Source organism: Jannaschia marina (genome assembly GCF_013404595.1).
In the GTDB taxonomy this organism is placed as follows: domain Bacteria; phylum Pseudomonadota; class Alphaproteobacteria; order Rhodobacterales; family Rhodobacteraceae; genus Jannaschia; species Jannaschia marina.
In genome coordinates, this window is record NZ_JABVAX010000001.1 from 460,239 (window position 1) to 479,956 (window position 19,718).

At 68.4% G+C, this 19,718-nt stretch carries 23 protein-coding genes and 1 tRNA gene; 13 read left to right on the plus strand and 11 right to left on the minus strand.

Going from position 1 to position 19,718, the window contains the following annotated elements; translation table 11 throughout:
- Position 1: 1 nt before the first annotated feature.
- A complete protein-coding gene (locus tag HSX43_RS02375; protein WP_179378477.1) occupies positions 2 to 775 on the plus strand; it encodes a type III pantothenate kinase in 774 nt (257 codons plus the stop codon).
- Complete coding sequence (locus HSX43_RS02380; RefSeq protein WP_179378478.1) at positions 772 to 2,448, plus strand: ribonuclease J; 1,677 nt, start codon at positions 772 to 774, stop codon at positions 2,446 to 2,448. The genes HSX43_RS02375 and HSX43_RS02380 overlap by 4 nt, the downstream gene beginning before the upstream one ends.
- A 62-nt stretch (positions 2,449 to 2,510) precedes the next feature.
- Here the strand turns inward: HSX43_RS02380 and fdhF are convergent, their stop codons facing one another.
- The 6 genes from fdhF to HSX43_RS02410 form a co-directional block, all read right to left on the minus strand.
- Positions 2,511 to 5,270: a formate dehydrogenase subunit alpha gene (gene fdhF, locus HSX43_RS02385; RefSeq protein WP_179378479.1), complete on the minus strand. Its 2,760-nt coding sequence runs from the start codon at positions 5,268 to 5,270 to the stop codon at positions 2,511 to 2,513.
- 150 nt (positions 5,271 to 5,420) lie between these two features.
- Complete coding sequence (locus HSX43_RS02390) at positions 5,421 to 6,161, minus strand: SDR family NAD(P)-dependent oxidoreductase (protein WP_179378480.1); 741 nt, start codon at positions 6,159 to 6,161, stop codon at positions 5,421 to 5,423.
- Positions 6,154 to 6,723 carry a DUF3833 domain-containing protein gene (locus HSX43_RS02395; protein ID WP_179378481.1) on the minus strand — a complete coding sequence of 190 codons (570 nt, stop codon included), beginning with the start codon at positions 6,721 to 6,723 and terminating at the stop codon, positions 6,154 to 6,156. Before HSX43_RS02395 ends, HSX43_RS02390 begins: the two co-directional genes overlap by 8 nt.
- Complete coding sequence (locus tag HSX43_RS02400; RefSeq protein ID WP_179378482.1) at positions 6,720 to 7,946, minus strand: MFS transporter; 1,227 nt, start codon at positions 7,944 to 7,946, stop codon at positions 6,720 to 6,722. Before HSX43_RS02400 ends, HSX43_RS02395 begins: the two co-directional genes overlap by 4 nt.
- Positions 7,943 to 8,722 carry a DUF1365 domain-containing protein gene (locus HSX43_RS02405; RefSeq protein ID WP_179378483.1) on the minus strand — a complete coding sequence of 260 codons (780 nt, stop codon included), beginning with the start codon at positions 8,720 to 8,722 and terminating at the stop codon, positions 7,943 to 7,945. The genes HSX43_RS02400 and HSX43_RS02405 overlap by 4 nt, the downstream gene beginning before the upstream one ends.
- Complete coding sequence (locus HSX43_RS02410; protein WP_179378484.1) at positions 8,719 to 10,014, minus strand: NAD(P)/FAD-dependent oxidoreductase; 1,296 nt, start codon at positions 10,012 to 10,014, stop codon at positions 8,719 to 8,721. Before HSX43_RS02410 ends, HSX43_RS02405 begins: the two co-directional genes overlap by 4 nt.
- 195 nt (positions 10,015 to 10,209) lie before the next feature.
- Between HSX43_RS02410 and HSX43_RS02415 the strand changes: the two genes are divergently transcribed.
- From HSX43_RS02415 to HSX43_RS02425, 3 genes are read left to right on the plus strand one after another with little or no spacing between them, the layout of a single operon-like run.
- Positions 10,210 to 10,866 carry a sigma-70 family RNA polymerase sigma factor gene (locus HSX43_RS02415; protein ID WP_179378485.1) on the plus strand — a complete coding sequence of 219 codons (657 nt, stop codon included), beginning with the start codon at positions 10,210 to 10,212 and terminating at the stop codon, positions 10,864 to 10,866.
- Between the two features lie 3 nt (positions 10,867 to 10,869).
- Positions 10,870 to 11,514, plus strand: coding sequence for a ChrR family anti-sigma-E factor (locus HSX43_RS02420; RefSeq protein WP_179378486.1), 645 nt, complete (start codon positions 10,870 to 10,872; stop codon positions 11,512 to 11,514).
- 1 nt (position 11,515) lies between these two features.
- Positions 11,516 to 12,118: a LysE family translocator gene (locus HSX43_RS02425; protein ID WP_179378487.1), complete on the plus strand. Its 603-nt coding sequence runs from the start codon at positions 11,516 to 11,518 to the stop codon at positions 12,116 to 12,118.
- Here HSX43_RS02425 and HSX43_RS02430 read toward each other — a convergent pair.
- Positions 12,115 to 12,576 carry a CreA family protein gene (locus HSX43_RS02430; protein WP_179378488.1) on the minus strand — a complete coding sequence of 154 codons (462 nt, stop codon included), beginning with the start codon at positions 12,574 to 12,576 and terminating at the stop codon, positions 12,115 to 12,117. The two genes, HSX43_RS02425 and HSX43_RS02430, sit on opposite strands and share 4 nt — an antisense overlap.
- Positions 12,577 to 12,655: 79 nt before the next feature.
- Between HSX43_RS02430 and HSX43_RS02435 the strand changes: the two genes are divergently transcribed.
- The 3 genes from HSX43_RS02435 to HSX43_RS02445 all read left to right on the plus strand — a co-directional run bounded on the left by HSX43_RS02435 (position 12,656) and on the right by HSX43_RS02445 (position 14,344).
- A complete protein-coding gene (locus tag HSX43_RS02435) occupies positions 12,656 to 12,910 on the plus strand; it encodes a hypothetical protein (RefSeq protein WP_179378489.1) in 255 nt (84 codons plus the stop codon).
- Between the two features lie 47 nt (positions 12,911 to 12,957).
- Positions 12,958 to 13,611, plus strand: coding sequence for an RluA family pseudouridine synthase (locus HSX43_RS02440; protein WP_179378490.1), 654 nt, complete (start codon positions 12,958 to 12,960; stop codon positions 13,609 to 13,611).
- A gap of 76 nt (positions 13,612 to 13,687) precedes the next feature.
- The gene (locus HSX43_RS02445) at positions 13,688 to 14,344 is read left to right on the plus strand and encodes a peroxiredoxin (RefSeq protein WP_179378491.1); all 657 of its coding nucleotides are present in this window, start codon (positions 13,688 to 13,690) and stop codon (positions 14,342 to 14,344) included.
- A gap of 105 nt (positions 14,345 to 14,449) precedes the next feature.
- On the opposite strand, the gene ykgO is transcribed toward HSX43_RS02445, so the two are convergent.
- Positions 14,450 to 14,575, minus strand: coding sequence for a type B 50S ribosomal protein L36 (gene ykgO, locus HSX43_RS02450; RefSeq protein ID WP_028287243.1), 126 nt, complete (start codon positions 14,573 to 14,575; stop codon positions 14,450 to 14,452).
- A gap of 68 nt (positions 14,576 to 14,643) precedes the next feature.
- Positions 14,644 to 14,718: transfer RNA gene (locus tag HSX43_RS02455), tRNA-Val, on the minus strand.
- A gap of 170 nt (positions 14,719 to 14,888) precedes the next feature.
- Between HSX43_RS02455 and HSX43_RS02460 the strand changes: the two genes are divergently transcribed.
- Complete coding sequence (locus HSX43_RS02460) at positions 14,889 to 15,710, plus strand: N-formylglutamate amidohydrolase (RefSeq protein WP_328794963.1); 822 nt, start codon at positions 14,889 to 14,891, stop codon at positions 15,708 to 15,710.
- Positions 15,711 to 15,729: 19 nt separating this feature from the next.
- Here the strand turns inward: HSX43_RS02460 and HSX43_RS02465 are convergent, their stop codons facing one another.
- The gene (locus tag HSX43_RS02465; protein WP_179378493.1) at positions 15,730 to 16,983 is read right to left on the minus strand and encodes a DNA polymerase IV; all 1,254 of its coding nucleotides are present in this window, start codon (positions 16,981 to 16,983) and stop codon (positions 15,730 to 15,732) included.
- 91 nt (positions 16,984 to 17,074) lie between these two features.
- Between HSX43_RS02465 and HSX43_RS02470 the strand changes: the two genes are divergently transcribed.
- The 4 genes from HSX43_RS02470 (at position 17,075) to HSX43_RS02485 (ending at position 18,962) form a co-directional block, all read left to right on the plus strand.
- Complete coding sequence (locus tag HSX43_RS02470; protein ID WP_179378494.1) at positions 17,075 to 17,413, plus strand: hypothetical protein; 339 nt, start codon at positions 17,075 to 17,077, stop codon at positions 17,411 to 17,413.
- 165 nt (positions 17,414 to 17,578) lie between these two features.
- The gene (locus HSX43_RS02475) at positions 17,579 to 18,472 is read left to right on the plus strand and encodes an SPFH domain-containing protein (RefSeq protein WP_179378495.1); all 894 of its coding nucleotides are present in this window, start codon (positions 17,579 to 17,581) and stop codon (positions 18,470 to 18,472) included.
- A complete protein-coding gene (locus HSX43_RS02480; protein ID WP_179378496.1) occupies positions 18,472 to 18,756 on the plus strand; it encodes a hypothetical protein in 285 nt (94 codons plus the stop codon). The genes HSX43_RS02475 and HSX43_RS02480 overlap by 1 nt, the downstream gene beginning before the upstream one ends.
- Positions 18,753 to 18,962 (plus strand): hypothetical protein, encoded by a 210-nt coding sequence (locus tag HSX43_RS02485; protein ID WP_179378497.1) that lies wholly within the window; start codon positions 18,753 to 18,755, stop codon positions 18,960 to 18,962. Before HSX43_RS02480 ends, HSX43_RS02485 begins: the two co-directional genes overlap by 4 nt.
- A 29-nt stretch (positions 18,963 to 18,991) precedes the next feature.
- Here HSX43_RS02485 and pyrF read toward each other — a convergent pair whose 3' ends face one another.
- A complete protein-coding gene (gene pyrF / locus HSX43_RS02490; RefSeq protein ID WP_179378498.1) occupies positions 18,992 to 19,681 on the minus strand; it encodes an orotidine-5'-phosphate decarboxylase in 690 nt (229 codons plus the stop codon).
- Positions 19,682 to 19,718 lie beyond the last annotated feature (37 nt).

Below are 19,718 nucleotides of genomic sequence, written 5' to 3' on the forward strand. Positions count from 1 at the left end.
CATGCTCCTGACCATCGACTGCGGCAACACCAATACCGTCTTCGCGATCTGGGACGGCAGCGCCTTCGTCGCCTCCTGGCGGCGCGCGACCAACCACGCGAGCACGGCGGACGAGTACTTCACCTGGCTCAAGACCTCGATGACGCTCCGGGGCATCGACGTGACGATCACCGATTGCATCGTGTCGTCGACGGTGCCGCGCGTCGTCTTCAACCTGCGCGTCCTCTGCGACCGCTACTTCGACACGCGTCCCTGGGTCGTCGGCAAGCCGGACACCAAATTGCCCGTGGGCGTGCGCGTCGATGCGGGCACGGCCGTCGGGCCCGACCGCCTCGTCAACACCGTCGGCGGCTGGGACAGGCACGGCGGCGACATCATCGTCGTGGACTTCGGCACGGCCACCACCTTCGACGTGGTCGACAGCGACGGGGCCTACATCGGCGGCGTCATCGCGCCCGGCGTGAATCTCAGCCTCGAGGCGCTGCACATGGCGGCGGCGGCCCTGCCGCATGTCGACATCACCCAGCCGCAACGGGTCGTGGGCACCAATACCGTCGCCTGCATGCAGTCGGGCATCTTCTGGGGCTACGTGGGCCTCATCAAGGAAATCAACGCAAGAATACGGGCTGAGCGCGATCGCCCGATGAAAGTCATCGCGACCGGGGGGCTTGCGCCCTTGTTCCAGCAAGCCGAGGCGCTGTTCGATGCCTTCGAAGACGATCTGACGATGCACGGCCTGACCGTCATCCATCAATTTAACAAGGATACCACATGAGCGGACGAAACCGCCTGATCTACCTTCCCCTCGGCGGGGCGGGTGAAATCGGCATGAATGCCTATGTCTACGGCTACGGAAAACCCGGGAAGGAGCGAATGATCCTCGTCGATCTGGGCATCGCCTTCCCGGACATGGACACGACGCCCGGCGTCGATGTCATCGTGCCCGATATCGCCTGGCTGACCGAGAACATCGACCGGCTGGAAGCCATCTTCATCACCCACGGGCACGAGGATCACGTCGGCGGTGTCGGCCACCTCTACAATCAGCTGAAGAAGCCGGTCCACGCTCGCGCCTTCACCGCGAACCTCGCCCGGCGCAAGCTGACCGAGAAGGGGCAGGATCCGAAGAACGTGCATGTCGCCGCGCCCTTCCCCGAGATGATCGAGGCGGGACCGTTCCAGGTGGGCTTCCTGCCGGTGTCGCATTCGATCCCGGAATCGAACGCGCTCGTCATCGACAGCCCCGCGGGCCGCATCCTCCACACCGGCGACTTCAAGATCGACCGCAGCCCCGTCGTGGGCGAGCCCTTCGACGAGGCGCTCTGGGCCGAGGCGGCGAAGCCCGGCGTGCGCGCGCTCGTCTGCGATTCGACCAACGTCTTCTCCAAGCACGCGGGCCGGTCCGAGGCCGAGGTCGCGCCGAACCTCAAGCCGCTCGTCGCCGGGGCCAAGGGCATGTTCGTCGCCACGACCTTCGCGTCGAACGTCGCACGCCTGCAGTCGCTCGCCGTCGCCGGCGAGGCGGCGGGCCGCTCGATCTGCCTGATGGGCCGCGCCATGCGCCGCATGACCGAGGCCGCGCGGGAGGAGGGGATCCTGACCGACTTCCCCAAGACCGTCTCCCCGGAGGAGGCCGCCGACATTCCGCGCGAGAACCTGATGCTGATCGTGACCGGATCGCAGGGCGAGCGCCGCGCCGCCTCGGCGCAGCTCAGCCGGGGCAAGTATTTCGGCATGGAGCTGATCGAGGGCGATACCTTCCTCTTCTCGTCGAAGACCATTCCGGGCAACGAGAAGGACGTGGCCCGCATCATGAACAACCTCTCGGAGATGGGGGTCGACGTGGTGACCGACGACGATGGCCTCTACCATGTCTCGGGTCACGCGAACCGTCCCGATCTCGAAGCGGTGCACAAGATCGTTGATCCGCAGATCGTCATCCCCATGCACGGTGAGCACCGGCACCTGCGCGAGCACGCCAAGGTGGCCGAGGGGCTGGGTCGGACGGGTATCGTCGTGCCGAACGGCACCATGGTCGACCTCTCGGGCAACGAGCCGCAGGTCGTAGACCACATCGAGGCGGGGCGCACCTACCTCGACGGCTCGGCCCTCGTGGGGCAGTTCGACGGCGTCGTGCGCGACCGCATCCGCATGGCGCTCAACGGCCATGTCGTCGTCGCGGTCATGGTCGATGACGACAACGAGGTGCTGGAAGATACCTGGGTCGAGGTGCGCGGTCTGCCCGAACTCGTGCGCGGCTCCGCCGTTCTCGCCACGATGATGGAGGAGCACCTCGCCGGTCAGCTCGCCCGCGTCGACACGCGCACGGCGAACGACGACGCCAAGCTCGAGGAGGTCATCACCCGCGGCGTCCGCAAGGTCGCGCAGGACGAGATCGACAAGCGCCCCGAGGTGACCGTCCTCATCACGCGGCTGACGGCCGACTAGAGGTCCGAAGTCTGTACGAAACGCACAAACCCCGTCTCGGGGTTTGTACAAAACGTTCAAATCTACTCGGCGGCGACCTGTTCCGCCGCCTCGACCTTCACGGCGGCGAACTTGAACTCGGGGATCTTGCCGTAGGGGTCGACCGCCGGATTGGTCAGCAGGTTCGCCGCCGCCTCGACATAGGCGAAGGGCAGGAAGACCATGTCCGGGGCGACCGCACGGTCGGCCCGCGCCATCAGCGTGACGGCCCCGCGCCGCGTCGACAGTCGCACCCAACCCCCCGGATTCACACCCAATTTCCGCAAGGTCGACGGATGAAGCGAGCAGTTCGCCTCGGGCTCCACCGCGTCGAGCACGGCCGAGCGGCGGGTCATCGACCCGGTGTGCCAATGCTCCAGCTGCCGCCCCGTCGTGAGGACCATGGGATACTCGGCATCCGGCGTCTCGTCCGGCGGGATGACATCGGCCGGCGTGAACTTCGCACGACCCTCTTTGCGTGGGAACTTGTCTCCGAAAACAATGGGTTGACCCGGATCCGTCTCCGAGAGCGACGGATAGGTCACCGCCCCCTCGCGCTCCAACCGATCCCAGCTGATGTTGTCGAGCGAGGCCATCACCTGCTTCATCTCCGCGAAGACTTCGGAGGGATGCGTATAGCGCCAGTCGAGCCCGCAGCGCTTCGCCAGCTCCACCGTGATCGCCCAATCCTCCCGCGCGTCGCCCGGCGGCGGCACGGCGGGCCGGCCCATCTGCACCTGTCGGTTGGTGTTCGTGACCGTGCCCGTCTTCTCAGCGAAGGCGGCGGCGGGCAGGATGACGTCGGCGTAGTTGGCTGTTTCCGTTATGAAAATGTCCTGCACGACGAGGCAATCGAGTGCCGCGAGCGCGGCGCGGGCATGGTCGACGTCGGGGTCGGACATGGCCGGGTTCTCGCCCAGGATGTACATCGCCCTGATGTCGCCCGCGTGGACCGCATCGAGGATTTCCGTCACCGTCAGCCCCTTCTCGGCCAGCGGTTCGTCGCCCCAGAGCCCCGCGTATTTGGCGCGGACCTCGTCCGACAGGACGCTGGCATAATCGGGCAGGAACATCGGAATGAGCCCTGCGTCCGACGCGCCCTGCACGTTGTTCTGCCCGCGCAGGGGGTGCAGCCCGGCCCCGGGCCGACCGATCTGCCCGGTCATCAGCGCGAGCGAGATGAGGCAGCGGGAATTGTCCGTGCCGTGAACATGTTGCGAGACGCCCATGCCCCAGAAGATGAGCGCGGACTTGGCCCCCGCGAAGGTCCGCGCGACATCGCGGATGACCTCGGCGTCGATGCCCGTCAGCTCCGCCATCTTCTCGGGCGGGAAGCCCTTCAGGTGCTCCTTCTCGGCCTCCCAGTTCTCGGTCATGGCCGCGATGTACTGCCGGTCGACAAGGTCCTCGTCGGCGATGACGTGCATGATCGAATTGAGCAAGGCCACGTCCGCACCCGGGCGGAACTGCAGCATGTGCGAGGCGTGGCGCTTGAGCGCCTGACCGCGCGGGTCCATCACGATGAGCTTGCCGCCGCGCTTGGCGAACTGCTTGAAGTAGGTGGCGGCGACGGGGTGGTTCTCGACCGGGTTCGCGCCGATGACAACGGCGACGTCGGCGTTCTCGATCTCGTTGAAGGTGGCCGTCACCGCGCCCGAGCCGACGTTCTCGATCAGGGCCGAGACGGAGGAGGCGTGGCAGAGGCGGGTGCAATGGTCGACGTTGTTGTGGCCGAAGCCCTGCCGGATGAACTTCTGGAAGAGATAGGCTTCCTCGTTGGAGCACTTGGCCGAGCCGAAGCCCGCCACCTCGCGCCCGCGCCCCTTGAGGCCCCCGGCGGCCGCATCGAGCGCTTCGTCCCACGTGGCCTCGCGGAAGACCTCTCGCCAGTTGGCGGGGTCGACGTTAAGACCCTTCGCCGGCGCATCCTCGCGCCGGATGAGGGGCTTCGTCAGGCGATGGGGGTGGTGGATGTAGTCGAAGCCGAAGCGCCCCTTGACGCAGAGCCGGCCCTCGTTGGCGGGGCCGTTGATGCCGTCGACCTTGACGATCTTGCCGTCCTTCGCCTTGAGCGACACCTGGCAGCCGACGCCGCAGAACGGGCAGATCGACTTCGTCTCGGTGTCGTAGTCCTTGCTGTCGCCCACCTGGTCGGCGTCGATCATCGAGCCGGGCATGAGCGCACCCGTCGGGCAGGCCTGCACGCATTCGCCGCAGGCCACGCAGGAGCTTTCGCCCATCGGGTCGTCGAAATCGAACACCGGATAGGCGTCGTGGCCGCGGCCTGCCATGCCGATCACGTCGTTCACCTGCACCTCGCGGCAGGCGCGCACGCAGAGCCCACACTGGATACAGGCGTCGAGGTTCACGCGCATCGCCACGTGGCTGTCGTCGAGGAGCGGGATGCGCTCGGCTTCCAGCGTGGGCAGGCGGCTCTCGGTCACGCCGCTCGCCTCGGCCATGTCCCAGAGGTGGGATGATGTGTCGTGGGCGACGGCGCGCTCGGGCTGATCGGCGACCAGCATCTCGATCACCATCTTGCGCGCCCCCTTTGCGCGGCTGCTGTCGGTGGTGACGACCATGCCCTCCGCGGGCTCCCGGATGCAGGAGGCGGCGAGGGTGCGTTCCCCCTCGATCTCCACCATGCAGGCGCGGCAGTTGCCGTCGGGGCGGTAGCCCGGCGCGGGCTTGTGGCAGAGGTGCGGAATGACGAGCCCCCGGCCGTTCGCGACCTCCCAGATCGTCTGACCGGGTTGCGCCTCGACCGTCTTTCCGTCGAGGGTGAACGTGATCGTGTCGGACATGGGGCGGCCCTCCTTCGAGGGTCGAGCATAGGAGGGTCGTGTCGCCTCCGAAAGCCCGCCTCCGACGGCTCGCGCCCCTGATACGACGGCCCGCGTTTCCGATGTGCGCCGGGCGTGTCGTCTAGTTGCCGAAGATGCCGCGCGTCCGGGTCACTTCCCGCGGGCCATCAGCCCGTACCAGAGCGCATCGGGCAGGAACTGCCCGCCGCGGAAGAGCCAGGAGAAGACCATCGGGAAGCTCTTCTTGAAGTCGTCGCCGCACATCAGCTCGAACATCTCCTGCGCGGCCTCCTCGGGCTCCATCAGGAAGGGCATGTCGAAGTCGTTCTTGTCGGTCAGGCGGGTCTTGATGAAGCCGGGGTTGGCGACCTGCACCGTCACGCCGGTCTTGCGCAGGTCGGCGTGCATCCCCTCGGCAAGCCACATGACGCCGGCCTTCGACGCGCCGTAGCCAGTGGCCCCGGGCAGGCCGCGAAAGCCCGAAAGCGAGCCGGTGAGGACGATGTGGCCCGCGTCGCGCTCGACCATCTGGCCGATGACCGCGCCCACGGCCCGGGCCGCGCCGGTGAAGTTCACGTCGCACATCGCCTCGACCTGCTCCGCGTCCCACTCCTGCGCCTTCTGCGGCCAATAGACGCCGGCGAGGAAGACCATGCCGTCGACCTGACCGATCTCCGCCGCCGCCGCTTCGAGCGCCGCGCGGTCGGTCACGTCGCAGGGCAGGATGCGGGCCGGGCCGGAGAGGCTGTCGGCGACCTCCTTCAACTGGTCCTCGGAACGGGCCGAGAGGACGAGCGTGGCCCCCGCGGTCGAGAGTTTGCGCGCGAGGGCCGCGCCGAGGCCCTCGGAGGCCCCGATCAGCCAGTAGGTCTTTCCGGTCCAGTCACGCACGGAGCGTCTCCTTCGGTCGAATGGTACAGAACAGCTCGGCCACCTTGATGCCGAACTTGCGGAACTGGCTGCGGTTCAGGATCACGCCGCTCTCCTGCAGGTACATCCAGTCGATCGCGTCGAGGACGTGTCCGCCGTCCTCCTCGGGCAGGCGGATGCGGTAGCGCAGGCCGAGCGCGTTGCCCTCGGTCCGGCCGGCCCCGGCCCCGACGACGTCGCTCGCCTCGGCGCGCACGGTGCCGTCGTTGCCGACCGTCAGGTGCCAGGCCCGGTCCTGCGTGGTGCCGTCGTCGTAGAAGAACCGCTCGGCCATGACGCCGTTTGGGCCGTCCCAGGTAACGGTGATATCGGCGGTGAAGCGCGAGGTGACACGCCCCGTCGGGCCGAAGATCATCCCTTCGCAGAGCATCTCGCCCGCGAGGTGTCGCCGCAGGTCCATCACCGGGGCGTTGCCGGCGTATTCGTCGACGGCCTGGCTCTCGAACCCGGTCAGCCGCCGGACGCCCGCCAGAAGTGCGAGGCAGGCCAGCAAGCCCACGACGAAGGCCAGGAAGAGGGTCATGCGTCGATCTCCGTGTCGGTGCGGGCCATGAGGACGAGGGCGACGGCCTTGAGCCCGAGAGGCACTCCTGCATAGAGCGCCGTCAGAACCCAAAGCGCGTCGGCGTCGTTCGGTTCCCCCGGTCGGAAGCCGGCAGCGTCGAGAATGGGGAAAAGCGCGATCGCGGCGATGGCGAGCGTCGCCTTGTTGACGAAGGACCAGAGGCCGAAGCCGTCGGCCGCCGTGGACGCGATGCGCTGCATCCGGCGGGCGAAGAGCGCGGGCAGGAGCGACAGATCCGCACCCACCGCCGCGCCCGAGGCGACGCAGACGGCGGCGAAGGCGAGCGTGTCGCCGGCCCCGAGGGGGAGGGCGAAGGCGAAGGTGGCCATGGCGAGGCCCATGGCTGCGATCAGCGCGTGGCGGCTGCCGATGCGGCGCGCGATCCGCGTCCAGACGGGGACCGCGGTCGCGGCCGAGAGGAAGAACAGCAGGAGGAGCGGGCCTTCCTGCCCCGGGGCGTCGAGACGGTCGGCGACGAAGAAGAGAAAGAGCGTCGAGGTGACGGCGACCGGCGTCGCGTTGACGAGGGCGATGAGCAGGAGGCGGCGGGCCATCGGGTCGCGCAGGATCGGGCCAAGGCCGGTTGCGGCGGGGGGCGTGCCGCGCGGGCTCCACTCGGGCCACATCAGGAGGAGCGCGAGGCCCGTCGCCGCGGCGAAAGCGAGCGCGTACCACAGGAACGGCGCGCCGGTCACGGCGAGGACGGTCGGGAGCGCGGCAGCGATGCAGACACCCGTGAGCGAGCCGGTCTCACGCCATCCGGCGAGGCGGACATGGCCGTCGGGCACGTCGCCCGCCTTGGCCACGCCCTGCGCGTAGAAGCAGATCGTCAGGAAGGAGAAGGCCGAGAAGAGGGCGGCAAGCGAGACCGCGAACCAGAGGACGGGGGCGAACGGAGGCTCGACTGCGAAGAGGGCGAGCATGGCAAGCGCCATGAGGATGCCGGCCCCTGCGACCATCGCGCCCCGGTGGGCGCGCGTGATCTCGGCCAGCCGCCCGAGGAGCGGATCCTGCACGAGGTCGACGAGGCGCAGCACGAAGAGCGCGAGCGACAGCTGCGCCAGGGTGACGCCGTAGCTGTCGACGTAGAACTTGGGCGCATGGATGTAGATCGGCAGGCCGGCGGCGGCGAGCACGGCGGCGAAGCCGGCGTAGCGGGGAAGGCCGGCGAGCGCGGTCACGGCCGCGGCTCCGGTCCCGAGACCTCGGGGCGGGGCGGGGCGGGGCGGTTGCGGAAGGCCGCGCCCTTCCACCAGAGCTTCAGTGCCTGCCAGTGGATGAGCGTCAGCACGCGGCGGGTCCCGAAGGGCCGCCGCAGCGCCGCGCGCAGGAGCGCCCGGTTCGTCAGCGGCCGGCGGGGACCGGTGAGCGTGGCGATGAGACGTCCGTTGCCTTGCCGGTACTCGATGCGGATCGAGAGGGCGTCGTCGCGGATGTCGAAGCGGAAGCCGTAGTCGCCCTCGACCGGCTGAAAGGGGGAGACATGCATGAGCTTCTGCGCGCCGAGATCGGTGTCGGCCACGATCGGGCGCAGGTCGTCGGTGTGGCAGAGGTAGGAATGGCGGTCGCCGTAGGTGTTCGTCACCTCGGCGATGACGGCGACGAGCGCGTCGTCCCGATCGTGGATGAGCCAGAAGCTGACCGGGTTGAAGACATGGCCGAGCATCCGCGGCTGCGCCAGCAGCAGGATGCGCCCCGGCGTGAAGCGGGGCAGCGTCTCGGCCAGCACCTCGCGCACCCAGGCGAGGCCCCGCCCCGCGCCCGGCGGGCCGCCGTGATCGCGGTCGCGGATCTGCCCGAATGCGCGACCCCCGCGCGAGAAGAGCGTGGGCAGGGGGCCGTCGTCGGTGGGGTCGAGGAGGACGTAGTCGACCCCGTAGCTGAAGCGGTTGGAGACGCCTTCGGCCTCGCGACCGTGGAATGTCGTGCCCGGGATATGGTCGAGGACGCGCCTCATTCCGCGGCGACGGCCATCGCGTCGCGGCGCGCCATCGCCTCGACCACGTCGAGGGCGCTTGCGAAGCCGTCCTCGTGGAAGCCGTTGCGCATCCAGGCCCCGCAGAACCAGGTGTTGGCGGTGCCGTTCCGCGCGCGGATACCCTCGACCGCCGCCATCATATCGAGGTCGTAGACCGGGTGGCGGAAGGTATGGGCGTCGTAGATCAGCTCCTCGCGGATGGGGGCCTGCGGATTGAGCGTGGAGAAGAGCGGATCGTCCTGCGGGATCGGCTGCAGGCGGTTCATCCAGTAGGTGAGGCCGATGCGGTCGGGGCGCGCGGCCTGCTCGGTATAGTTCCACGACGACCAGACCTTGCGCAGCTTGGGCATGGCCGAGGCGTCGGCATGGAGAACGGCCTCGTTGTCCTGATAGCGGATCTTCGACAGAAGGGCCGTCTCCACCTCGGTGGCGTCGGACAGAAGGCGCAGGGAGACGTCGGAATGGGTGGCGAGCACCACGTCGTCGAAGCGTTCCCACTCGTCGGCCATCTGTCGCAACTCGACACCACCCTCCGTGCGCCGCAGCCCGGTGACGGGCGCGCCGAGGCGGAATTCGACGCCGGCGCGCAGGAGCGCGGCTTCGAGCCGGCGCACGTATTCGACCGAGCCGCCCTGCACGGTGAACCAATCATGCTGGCCCGTGTGCGACAGAAGGGCGTGGTTCTTGAAGAAGCGGATCATCGCCTGCGCGGGGAAGTCCATGACGTTCTGGCTGGGGGTGGACCAGATCGCCCCGGAGATCGGGCCGAGGTACCACTCGCGGAAGGTGCGGCCGAGGCCGAGGCCGTCGAGGAAGTCGCGCAGCGGCAGGTCGGGGTCGTTCGCCGCGTCGGCGGCGCGGGCATTGAAGCGGAAGATGTCGCGCACGAGGCGCAGGAAGCGCGGCGACATCAGGTTACGGCGCTGCGCGAACATGGTATCGGCGGTCTGCAGCGAGTATTCTACCCGGCCCCCGTCGAGCGAGGCCGCGAAGGACATGTCGCTGTCGGCCACGGGCACGTCGAGATCTTCGAACATCCGCAGAAGGTTCGGATAGTTGATCTTGTTGAAGACGATGAAGCCCGTGTCGACGGGCTGATCCCCGCGCTTGCCGGCCTGGATCGTGCGCGCATGGCCGCCAAGGCGCGGCTCCGCCTCGATCAGCGTGACGCGATTTGCGGGGGCGAGCGCCTGCGCGGCGGCCATTCCGCTGATCCCTCCGCCGATGACGGCGATGTGGCGGGGCGGGGCTTGGAAAGTGGTGAAGGGCAACCTGTAACCTGTTCTTATTGTCCGTCTCTGCGGGAGACTACGTGGCGGAGTGCCGGCAGGATCACCTGCCGCGCGCCTTTGCGGTTATTCACATGGGCCGGAAAGTGATCCGGGCAACCGACCGGGCCGTATCGGAAGCGAAACTTGAAAGAGGCGGGGCGACCCCGCTAGACCTGTCGACGATGAAGGGCGCATATGAACCACCTCGGTTCCCACGCACTGGCCAAGACGGAGATTCCGGTGACGCTCGTGGCGACGGATGACAGCAAGCGCTGGGCGCGACTTCTCGTGGCCGTCGGCCGGGAGCGGGACACGGCGGCTTTCGAGGCGCTCTTTCGTCAATACGCGCCGCGGGTGAAGGCCTATCTCATGCGTACGGGCCTCAATGCCTCGTTGGCCGAGGACTGCATGCAGGACGTGATGGTCACCCTCTGGCGCAAGGCGCACCTCTACGATCCGACGCGGGCCGGGGTGTCGACCTGGCTCTTCACGATCGCGCGGAACCGCAAGATCGACCTGATCCGCCGCGCCGGCCGCCCGGAGCCCGAAGACCTGCCCTGGGGGCCCGAGCCCGAGCCGGACCAGGCCGACGTCCTCGCGCTCGCGCAGGAGACCGATCGCCTGGCCGAGGCCATCGCGGATCTGCCTGAAAAGCAGAAGGACCTCGTGGAACGCGCCTATTTCGGCGAGGCCACCCATTCCGAGATCGCGGCCGCCACGGGCCTGCCGCTCGGAACCATCAAATCCCGTATCCGGCTCGCGATCGAGCGGCTGCGGCGGAGCCTGCAGGCCGACGCGTCGGGAGCGTCGGTCGGTGTCTCCAGGACTGAAGCGAACGACCAAGGGGATTGAACCATGACGATCCGACATCCAATACCGGATGACCTGCTGATGGGATATGCGGCCGGTCATCTTCCTCCAAGCCACGATCTCATCGTGGCGACCGCCGTGTCGCTCGACGACGATGCCCGCGCCCGCCTTGCCGGGTACGAGGCTCTGGGCGGCGCGCTTCTCGAGGAGATCGCCGAGGAGCCGCTGCGCGATGCGTCGCTCGATACGGTGATGGCGCGCATCAAGAACGCGCAGCCCGTCACCATCTCGCAGCCCGAGGGGCGCGACGACGTCCTGCCCGCGCCGCTGCGCGAGGCGGTGGGCGGCGACCTGCGCGCCGTGCGCTGGAAGGCAGCGGGCATGGGCGTGAAACAGGCCCTCCTCGGGAGCGATGCGGGCGGCACGGTGCGCCTCCTGTCGATCCCGGCGGGTCAGGCGATGCCCGACCACGGGCACAACGGGGCAGAGTTCACGCTTGTCTTGCAGGGGGCCTTCGTCGACGGCGACGACCGTTTCGCGCGGGGCGACATGGAGGTCGCCGATGCCGCGACCGAACACCAGCCGGTGGCCGACGCGGGCGAGGATTGCATCTGCCTCGTGGTGACGGATGCGCCCCTGAAGTTCTCGGGCCTTCTGCCCCGGATCGCGCAGCGGTTCCTCAAGATCTGAGGTGAGCGCGGGCGAGTGGCTCGTCTTCGCGGGGTTCTGGGCGGTCTTCGTCACTTCGCCCGGGCCGAACGCGGTCAATTGCATACTGACCGCCTGGCAGGCCGGCTTCCGCGCGGCGCTCTGGTGCGTCGCGGCGATTCTCTGCCAGGCGTTGCTCTTTCTGGGGCTCGCGGCCTCGGGCATCACCGCGCTTCTCGTCTCGATGCCGGGCGCATATGGCGCGCTCAAGTTCGTCGGGGCGCTCGTCCTGATCGGGCTTGGGCTGCGAGCGTGGGTGCGCGCGTCCGAGCCCGTGTCACCCGTGCCCGTGCCGCGCGGCCGCATCTTCCTGCGGGCCTTCGCGGTGGCGACGCTCAACGCGAAATCCGTCGCGGGCTACCTCGCCGCCTTCACGCAGTTCGTCGCCACGGACGTGCCGATCTGGTCGCAGATGTCGGTCATCGTGCCGACCGCGCTGACGCTCACCGCGCTCAGCTACACGGGTTGGTGCGCGCTCGGCGCGTGGCTTGGCCGCCGGGCGCTCTCGGTGGTGGCGAGCGTCGGCCTCCGCCGGGCGCTCGCGGCCTGTTTCGTCGCCTACGGCGGGGCGCTCCTGCTTCTCTAGTCGGCGAGGGTCGCGTCGTAGAGCGGAACCGTCGAGATCGACATCTTGGCCGAGCCCTGCGTCAGTTCCTGCGCGTGGACGAGGTAGATCAGCGTCTGGTTCGCCTCGTCGAAGATGCGCTTGATGCGGAGCGATTTGAGGATGATCGAGCGGCTCTCGCGGAAGACCTGCTCGCCGTCCTCCGACCGGTCGATGTCGCCCAGTCGGATCGGGCCGGTCTGGCGGCAAGCGATGGAGGCGTTCGAGGGGTCCTCGAACCAGTTGCCGTTCGACAGCCGGTCGATCAGCGAGCGGTCGAAATAGGCGATGTGGCACGTCACGCCCTCGACCTTCGGGTCGGCGATGGCGTCGATGATGATGTCGTTGCCGACCCAGTCGACCCCGACCTCTCCGACCTGTTCGGCGGGGGAGGCAAGCGGGGCGAGGAGGAGGGCGGCGAGGAGCGCGGAATACTTCATAGGGCCAAAACGGCAGGGCGGGCAGGGCGGTTCCCCCGGATGCCTTAATTCCGTCCCGAAGCGATGCTATGGCCTCTCCATGCTGATCTTCCTCGCCCTCCAGTCCCTCGTCTTCGCGGCCTGGGTCGTCATCTCCTTCGGGATACTGCTCGGCCTCTTCGGGCGGGCGATGGGGCGAGACCCCGGGCTGCCCGGTCCGGCAGCGCAGGTCGGTATCGTGCAGGATTACATGTCGGACCCGATGACGCGTCTCCGGCGCAGGCTCTGGGTCGGGCTGACCGTGCTTCTGCTCGCGTGTTCGGTGGGCACGGGGTTCATCTTCGCAACGCTCTGACGCGCGCCTCTCTGGCCAAGGCGGGCGATGCGGGCTAGGCGCGGGCCATGACCGGACCGACGACACCCTACGACCCGCCACGGGGGCCGATTCCCGTGATCCACCGGGACGACCACCTGCTCGTGGTCGACAAGCCGCAGGGCCTTCTCTCGGTCCCGGGACGGGGAGAGCATCTGGCCGACTGCCTCCTGACGCGGCTCGCCGCCGAGTATCCGGAAGTCCTGCTCTGTCACCGGCTCGACCGCGATACTTCCGGGATCATGGTTTTCGCGCTGACGAAGGAGGGGCAGCGCAAGATGGGGCGCATGTTCGAGGTGAAGCGCATCAAGAAGCGCTACATCGCCCGCGTGTCTGGCGAGGTGGTCGAGGAGAAGGGGACGATCGACCTGCCGCTCATCGTTGACTGGCCCAACCGGCCGTTACAGCACGTCGATTTCGAGCGCGGCAAGCCGGCCGTCACCGACTGGCGGCGCGTCGCGGTCGAGGCGGGGACGACGCGCATGGCGCTGATGCCACGCACGGGGCGCAGTCATCAGCTGCGTGTCCATATGCGGGAGTTGGGCCATCCGATCCTGGGCGATCCGTTCTATTCGCAGGACCCGGAGGCCTGGCCGCGCATGATGCTCCACGCCGAAGGCCTGAAGTTCGAGCACCCGGTGACGGGACAGGTGATGCGGCTCGAGGCCCCCTGTCCGTTCTGACGCCCCCGATCGCCGCCTTTCCATGGCGCGCCGCGGCGCATAGGTATCGGGGACACGCACGAGCAAGGAGTTTGCCATGAGCCTGCGCATCAATCAGGTCGTTCCCGACTTCGAGGCCGAGACCAGCGATGGCCCGATCCGCTTCCACGACTGGATCGGCGACAGCTGGGCGATCCTGTTCAGCCACCCGAAGGACTTCACGCCCGTCTGCACCACCGAGTTCGGGGCCGTGGCCCAGCTTGCCGACGAATGGGAGAAGCGGAGCGTCAAGGTCATCGGCATCTCGGTCGACGGCGTCGAGGACCACAGGAAATGGAAGGGCGACATCGAGACCTTCGGCGGCGCGAAAGCCGGCTTCCCGATCATCGCGGATGCGGGCCTCGAGGTGTCGAAGGCCTACGACATGCTGCCCGCCGATGCCTATCTGCCCGACGGACGCACGCCGAACGACACGGCGACGGTGCGCTCGGTCTATGTGATCGGGCCGGACAAGCAGTTGAAACTGTCGATGACCTACCCGATGAACGTCGGCCGCAACTTCGCCGAGATCCTGCGCGCGGTCGATGCGCTCCAGGCGGCCGCGAAACACGGCGTCGCCATGCCCGCCAACTGGGAGCGCGGACGCGACGTGGTCATCCCGGCGACGGTCTCGGACGAGGACGCGAAGGCGAAGTTCGGCGAGTTTACCACGCATTTCCCGTATCTGCGGATGACGAAGGACCCATCGGCCTGATCGCCGGGGGTCGGGTCGCGCGCCCCGGCCCACTCGATGTTGACGGACACGAAAAGGGCCGCGTCCCATCCGGGATGCGGCCCATCGTTTGCGCGCGGCGGCGGCTTAGCCCTGGCGGGCCTTGAAGCGGCGCTGCGTCTTGTTGATCACGTAGACCCGGCCCTTGCGGCGCACGACGCGGCAATCGCGGTGACGGCTCTTCAGCGACCGGAGCGAGTTGCGAACCTTCATGGTTGCTCTCCTGATGCCTGCGGGGGTGACGCCCCGGGTTGGTGTCTGCCCCGTCGAGGGGCGGTGAATGGTGGGCGATACTGGGATCGAACCAGTGACCCCTTCGATGTCAACGAAGTGCTCTACCGCTGAGCTAATCGCCCGACACGATGGAACCGCCTCTGCGGCCCCTCCGATTGGTGCGCGGTGGATAGAGTCTTTCACTTTGGCGCGCAAGGGGGCTTTCGACACTTTGTTCGACGCACTATTCTATCCCCTCAAGGAGCACTTACGACCGATGGCAAGACAGCCGTTCCGACTGGCCCTACCCGACTTGGCGACCGCCCCCGTGGTGGTGGCCTCTCCGCATTCGGGCCGGGAGTACGACGACGACTTCATGGGCACGACGGTTCTCGATCTCGGTCTCATCCGGTCGTCGGAGGACGCCTTCGTCGACATGCTCGTGGAGGGCGTGACGGACATCGGCGTGCCCTTCATCGCCGCGGGAATGCCGCGCGCTTTCATCGACCTCAACCGGGCGGCCGAAGAGCTCGACCCCGCCGTCATCCGGGATGTGCCGCGCGGCAACACGAACCCGCGGGTCAGTTCGGGGCTCGGCGTGATTCCCCGCGTCGTCGCGCAGGGACGCGCGATCTACCGCGGCAAGATCAGCAAGGCGGAGGCCCGCCATCGGATCGAGGCGTTCTGGCGTCCCTATCACGATCAGCTCGATGCGCTCCTGTCGGCGGCGCGCACGCAGTTCGGTCAGGCGATCCTGCTCGATTGCCATTCCATGCCGCACGAAGCGATCGCAGGGGCCACGGCCAAGGGTCGGCAGGCGGAGATCGTTCTGGGCGATCGGTTTGGTTCCTCTGCCGCGGCGCATCATGTCGACGCGCTCGAGGAGATCTTCAGGGGCCTTGGCTTCCGCGTCGCGCGCAACGCCCCCTTCGCGGGGGCCTATATCACCCAGGCCTACGGCCAGCCCGAGCGCGACCGCCACGCGATCCAGATCGAGATCGACCGCGCGCTCTACATGGACGAGGATCGGGTGGAGCGGACGGAGAATTTCGCGGCCGTCCGCAACCTGATGGTCGAGGCGATCGGGCAGTTCTGCGACGGCTTGCGCGGCCCCCGCGATCTGGCCGCCGAATAGGCGGGGCTCGGAGCCGCTGCTACCGTAGTGAGCGGCCCTTGCGAATGGCGTCCGGGCCGAAGCGGGCGCGGATGGCGTCGGTCGCCCGCTCCGCTTCCATCCGCTTGCCGGCCTCCGGGTCGAGGAGATCGCCGCCCCGGTCGGCCTCGTCACCCGGCACGAGGTCCGACAGGCCCACCCCGATGAGCCGCGCCGGCCCGGTGTCGCCCGTTGCGTCGAAGAGTTGGCGTGCCTCGCGATAGATGCGGTCGGCGAGCTGCGTCGGATCGGACAGCGCGTGGCGCCGGGTGATCGTGCGGAAATCGGCGCGCTTGAGCTTGAGCGTCACGACCCGTCCGGCCAGGTCCTTCGCCTTGGCGCGGGCGGAGACCTGCTCGGACAGACGCCAGAGATGCCCGTCGAGGACGTCGCGGTCGGCCGTATCCTCGCGGAACGTCGTCTCCTTCGAGATCGACTTGACCGGACGGCGCGCGCTGACGGCGCGCCGGTCCTGCCCGCGGGCAAGGTGCCAGAGCCGGTCGCCCATCGTGCCGAAGCGGCGGACGAGGTCGGCGTGGTCCCATCGCTTCAGGTCGGCGATCGTGTTGATGCCCGCCGCTTTCAGCGCCTCCTGCCCGACGAGGCCGACGCCCCAGATGATGCCCACGGGTTTCGGATCGAGGAAGGTCTCGGTCTCGGCCGCGCCGATGACGGAGAAGCCGCGCGGCTTGTCGAGATCGGAGGCGATCTTGGCCAGGAACTTGTTGTGGCTGAGGCCGATGGAGCCCGTGATCCCGATCTCGTCGCGCATCCGCCGCGTGAGCCGGGCCAGCATGACGGCGGGCGGAGCCCCGTGGAGGCGGGCCGTGCCGGTGAGGTCGAGGAAGGCCTCGTCGAGGGAGAGCGGCTCGATCGCGGGCGTCAGTTCCTCCATCATCGCGCGGATCTGCCGCGAGATCTCGACGTAGAGGTCCATCCGTCCCTTCAGGACCACGGCATCGGGGCAGAGCTTCAGGGCCTGGAACATCGGCATGGCCGAGCGCACGCCCCGGATGCGCGCCACGTAGCAGCAGGTCGAGACCACGCCGCGCCGCCCGCCGCCGATGATGACGGGCTTGTCCGCCAGTTCGGGCCGGTCGCGTTTCTCGACGCTGGCGTAGAAGGCATCGCAATCCATATGCGCGATGGTCAGGTCGAAGAGCTCCGGGTGCGCCACGACGCGCGGACTGCGGCACGCGGGGCAGCGCGCCCCGGTCTCGAAGGTCGTCAGGCATTGGCGGCAGAGCGCGGGCATGGGCGCTTTTGTACCTGTAATGTTCGACCGGCGGAACCGGAGAGCGGCGCTGCCGGTTCTATGCCAGAGACATACACCGATGGAGGGCCATATGGCTTCGGACGACCACACCAACACCAAACCCGAAAACACGCCGCAATCCACCCACACGACCCATATCGAGCGCACCAGCTCCGGCGGCGGCAACTCGGCACTCTGGCTGATCCTCGGCGCGGTGATCGCGGCGGTCGCGATCTACTTCTTCGTCGCCGGCGGGGGCGACCCGTCGACGGCGGGGGATGCGGTCGAGGGGGCCGCGACCGCGGCGGGCGATGCCGCCGAGTCTGCTGCGGAATCGGCCGAAAGTGCCGCCGAATCGGCCGCTGGCGCCGCCGAATCCGCGGGCGATGCCGCCGAGAGTGCCGCCGAGGATGGCGACAGCGGCAACTGACCGCGCCGTCACCGGCATCGGGGGGCATCCGAAGGGGTGCCCCTTTTGCCGTCCGTCCGATGCGACCGGTTTGCCACAGGGCGGACGTGACGGCGTCTCCCCCGGTCCCGTGTGTGCCGCGGGGGTATTATATTTCCCTGCACATTATTCCGAGCGGGGACGGCCATGAACATCGAAGACGACCTTTTGACCTTTGCGGGCGAGAACGCGGTACTGATCGCCATCGCGATCTTCGTCATCGTCTGCATCCTGCTCGGCGTGCGCATCGTGCCGCAGTCGGAAAAATACGTCGTCGAGCGTTTCGGCCGCCTGCGCAGCGTGCTGGGTCCGGGCATCAACCTGATCGTTCCCTTCCTCGACCGGGTCGCGCACAAGATCTCGATCCTCGAACGCCAGCTCCCGAACGCCAATCAGGACGCGATCACCCGCGACAACGTGCTCGTGCAGGTCGAGACGAGCGTGTTCTACCGCATTCTGCAGCCCGAGAAGACGGTCTACCGCATCCGGGACGTCGACGGGGCCATCGCGACGACGGTCGCCGGTATCGTGCGCGCGGAGATCGGTATGATGGAACTTGACGAGGTGCAGTCGAACCGCGCGCAGGTCATCGCCAAGATCAAGTCGCAGGTCGCCGACGCCGTCGACGACTGGGGGATCGAGGTCACGCGCGCCGAAATCCTCGACGTCGATCTCGATGCGCAGACGCGCGAGGCGATGATGCAGCAGCTCAACGCAGAACGCGCCCGCCGTGCACAGGTAACGGAGGCCGAGGGCCAGCGCCGCGCGGTGGAACTCGCCGCCGACGCCGAACTCTACGCCGCCGAGCAGGCCGCGAAGGCACGGCGGATCACGGCGGATGCGGAGGCCTATGCCACGGGCGTCGTCGCACAGGCGATCGCCGAGAACGGGCTGGAGGCCGCGCAGTATCAGGTCGCGCTCAAGCAGGTCGAGGCGCTCGGAATACTGGGGCAAGGCGGCGGGTCACAGACCGTCGTGGTGCCCGCCTCGGCAATGGATGCCTTCGGCGAGGCGTTCAAGATGCTCAAGGGGCGCGGCTGATGTTCGCGACCTGGTGGGCCTGGGCGCTGGCGGCGCTCGTCCTCGGCATTCTCGAGGTGGTCGCGCCGACCTATATCCTCCTCGGCTTCGCGATCGGGGCCGGGGCCGTGTCGGCGGGGCTCGTGACCGGTCTCCTCGACGGGCTCGTGGCCTCCGCCTACGGGCCCGCATGGCTCGGGGTAATCTTCGCGGTGCTGTCGCTCATTGCGTGGCTCGCGCTCCGGGCGCTCTTCGGGAAGCCCGGCGGGTCGGCGGAGACCTTCGAGAAGGACATCAACGAGTGATCCCGGCGCTCGTGCTCGCCTGTGTCGGGCTCGCGCTCGCCATCTGGGTGTTCGGACGCCGACCGCGCGCAAACCCCTGCGCCTGGTCGGATACGGGCTATCGTAACGGCCGGATGCACGAGTTTCGCTGCGAGACCTGCGGCATCACGGGGTTCGGGCGGGACGGGCAGGTGCCCCGCGTGTGCAAGCGTGGGCTTGGCCGCTAGCGGGTCAGAGGCGCGCAAGGGCCTGCCCGCTAGCCGAATTCCGCCACGATGGCTTCCGCGGCCCCGCGCGGATCGGCGGCGGTGTGGACCGGGCGGCCGACGACGATGTGGTCGGCCCCGGCCGCGATGGCCTCGCCCGGCGTCATCACCCGCTTCTGATCTCCGAGCGCGGCACCTGCGGGGCGGACGCCCGGCGTCACGATGAGCCGGCCCTCGGCCTCGGGCAGGGCACGGATGAGCGCGGCTTCCTGCGGCGAGGCGATCACCCCGTCGGCCCCGGCCTCGAAGGCGCGCGCGGCGCGGGTCTGCACGAGATCCGGGATGTCGCCCGGAACGATCAGCCCGGCGTCGAGCTCCGCACGGTCGAGCGACGTCAGGATCGTGACGGCGAGGATCTTGAGATCACCCTTCGCCTGCGCGGCGGCGCGCACCACATGGGGGTCGCCATGGACCGTCAGGAAATCGAGGTCGAACTGCGCGAGGCCCCGCACGGCGGCTTCGACCGTCGCGCCGATGTCGAAGAGCTTCATGTCGAGGAAGATGCGTTTGCCGTGCTCGCCCTTGAGCTCGTTGGCGAGCGCGAGGCCGCCGCCCGTCAACATGCCTAGGCCGATCTTGTAGAACGACACGCTGTCGCCCAGTCGCTCGGTCAACTCAAGGCCCTGCAGTGCGTTCGGCACGTCGAGCGCGACGATCAGGCGGTCATCGGGGGTGGGCATGGGCATCTCCTCTGGCTGCGGCACCGGGTAGGGCGGC

Excerpts from the sequence above, each read along its gene's own strand:
- HSX43_RS02415 (WP_179378485.1), top strand. The coding sequence starts at position 10,210 with ATGAACCACCTCGGTTCCCACGCACTGGCCAAGACGGAGATTCCGGTG.
- HSX43_RS02440 (WP_179378490.1), top strand. The coding sequence starts at position 12,958 with ATGACCGGACCGACGACACCCTACGACCCGCCACGGGGGCCGATTCCC.
- HSX43_RS02395 (WP_179378481.1), bottom strand. The coding sequence starts at position 6,723 with ATGACCCTCTTCCTGGCCTTCGTCGTGGGCTTGCTGGCCTGCCTCGCA.
- HSX43_RS02420 (WP_179378486.1), top strand. The coding sequence starts at position 10,870 with ATGACGATCCGACATCCAATACCGGATGACCTGCTGATGGGATATGCG.
- HSX43_RS02475 (WP_179378495.1), top strand. The coding sequence starts at position 17,579 with ATGAACATCGAAGACGACCTTTTGACCTTTGCGGGCGAGAACGCGGTA.
- HSX43_RS02445 (WP_179378491.1), top strand. The coding sequence starts at position 13,688 with ATGAGCCTGCGCATCAATCAGGTCGTTCCCGACTTCGAGGCCGAGACC.
- fdhF (WP_179378479.1), bottom strand. The coding sequence starts at position 5,270 with ATGTCCGACACGATCACGTTCACCCTCGACGGAAAGACGGTCGAGGCG.
- HSX43_RS02375 (WP_179378477.1), top strand. The coding sequence starts at position 2 with ATGCTCCTGACCATCGACTGCGGCAACACCAATACCGTCTTCGCGATC.
- HSX43_RS02430 (WP_179378488.1), bottom strand. The coding sequence starts at position 12,576 with ATGAAGTATTCCGCGCTCCTCGCCGCCCTCCTCCTCGCCCCGCTTGCC.
- HSX43_RS02470 (WP_179378494.1), top strand. The coding sequence starts at position 17,075 with ATGGCTTCGGACGACCACACCAACACCAAACCCGAAAACACGCCGCAA.
- HSX43_RS02405 (WP_179378483.1), bottom strand. The coding sequence starts at position 8,722 with ATGAGGCGCGTCCTCGACCATATCCCGGGCACGACATTCCACGGTCGC.
- HSX43_RS02435 (WP_179378489.1), top strand. The coding sequence starts at position 12,656 with ATGCTGATCTTCCTCGCCCTCCAGTCCCTCGTCTTCGCGGCCTGGGTC.
- HSX43_RS02480 (WP_179378496.1), top strand. The coding sequence starts at position 18,472 with ATGTTCGCGACCTGGTGGGCCTGGGCGCTGGCGGCGCTCGTCCTCGGC.
- pyrF (WP_179378498.1), bottom strand. The coding sequence starts at position 19,681 with ATGCCCACCCCCGATGACCGCCTGATCGTCGCGCTCGACGTGCCGAAC.
- ykgO (WP_028287243.1), bottom strand. The coding sequence starts at position 14,575 with ATGAAGGTTCGCAACTCGCTCCGGTCGCTGAAGAGCCGTCACCGCGAT.
- HSX43_RS02380 (WP_179378478.1), top strand. The coding sequence starts at position 772 with ATGAGCGGACGAAACCGCCTGATCTACCTTCCCCTCGGCGGGGCGGGT.
- HSX43_RS02465 (WP_179378493.1), bottom strand. The coding sequence starts at position 16,983 with ATGCCCGCGCTCTGCCGCCAATGCCTGACGACCTTCGAGACCGGGGCG.